We start from the raw sequence: 1036 nt of genomic DNA on the forward strand, positions 1-1036 counted from the left end.
TATTGGGCGTGGGATCGAGATCGACCCCGCCCCCCGCCGTGCCGCCATCATCCTGCACCTGGAACGTGAGATGCGCGTACGTCGCACCGTTCCCGTTCGGTCCGGGAATGAAGCTCAGCTTGCCGGCAGCGACATCCGCGGCCGAGAAAATCTGGCCGGCCGTGACCGCCACCGCCGCGCCCGGACCGGCGCCGTCGGCATCGTACACCAGCGCCCCCGCACCCGGCAGCGTCGTGATCCGGACCGTCTGGAGCGCACCGAGATTGGCATCGACGAAGCCGAAATCGGCGATTTCCAGGACATGGGTGTGGTCCTCCAACAGGCTCACCGTGCGATCGCTGCCCGACGGGGCAAGATTGCGATCGATCACGACGCCGTACGTCCAGGAGGCGCTCAGATTGCCGCCACCGGTATTGCCATTGTCGTCGATGGTCAGGGTCAGCGTCGCGCCCGTCCCCGGCGCGGCGCCGCTCGCGACGAACGTGACGGAGCTGGTCGGATCCAACAGCAGCAGGCTGTCGATCTGCGCCAGCGTTCCGGTGATGGTGACCGATCCGGTGCCGCTATGAGTCACAACCGCGCCGCTGGTGCCGGCGTCCACATTGAGGATTCCCGTCGTCGCCGCGAGCGTCACGGTCACGATACCGTTGCCGGCGTCGGGGTCGGTAACGCCCATATGCCCCTTCAGATCGAGCGGGACATCGTTGATCGCATGATAAGCGATCGAAAAGACCTGCGCCTTGACCGCCAGGCCGGAGGCATCGCCGGTCGCCCCGCCTACGCCGGCGCTGCCATCGGCCCACACCACGACGAAGTCGCCATTGGCCAGCGCGGTGACCTGCTGGCCGCTCTGCGTACCCGCGACCGCGCTGTTGATCAGGAATTCGCCGCCGATCTTTTCGCCATTGAAGGCGAACAGCTGGCCCTTCACCGAATCGATCGCATCGCCCTGCGCGCCACCCGCACTGTTGCCGAAATCGGTCCAGGTGATCACGAAATTGCCGTTGGGCAGCGTCACGATCCGCGGCACCAACTG

The 1036-nt window shown here is 66.3% G+C and carries 1 protein-coding gene; it reads right to left on the reverse strand.

The annotated features are described in order from the left end of the window. On the reverse strand, window positions 1–1036 hold a 1036-nt coding region (locus tag U1737_RS20630; protein WP_332798093.1), incomplete at both ends, for a hypothetical protein.

Source organism: Sphingomonas fucosidasi (genome assembly GCF_036663855.1).
GTDB classification, from domain to species: Bacteria; Pseudomonadota; Alphaproteobacteria; order Sphingomonadales; family Sphingomonadaceae; genus Sphingomonas; species Sphingomonas faeni_B.